Genomic DNA, 381 nt, shown 5'->3' on the forward strand with positions numbered 1-381 from the left:
CTGCGATTCAACGGTAGCAAGTATCGGCCCACGAAAAACAGAATCAGAGATTCCTGGGATGCCCTCGATCATTGGCCACAAGAAGCACCGTAACATGCCGGTCGACGGGGAATCGCCGATGATGACCTCATTTCGATTGCGGGAACGGACACGGCGGGATTGATGTGATCGGTTTTCTCTGCGAATATAATGAACATGGACAGAAGCTGCAATTCTCATTTGCAACCGATAAAATCATCTTGGGTCCGTTCATTAGTGACCTCAAAGCGGCATCAGTGACTTCAAATGCAATTGCGTTAAGTCGTCTAGTTGGATTCGGACAGTGCCCCTTAATTCTGCGTTGCCGTTGCCCAACCAAGGGCGTTCTCAAGAACCAAGTGC

General features: G+C 49.6%; 1 protein-coding gene. It reads left to right on the plus strand.

The genetic code is table 11. The features are described 5' to 3' along the window. Positions 1–164: 164 nt before the first annotated feature. A partial coding sequence (locus tag C7C56_RS29340) for a hypothetical protein (RefSeq protein WP_219933148.1) occupies positions 165–381 on the plus strand: 217 nt, incomplete at its 3' end.

Source organism: Massilia glaciei (assembly GCF_003011895.2).
GTDB classification, from domain to species: Bacteria; Pseudomonadota; Gammaproteobacteria; order Burkholderiales; family Burkholderiaceae_D; genus Telluria_A; species Telluria_A glaciei.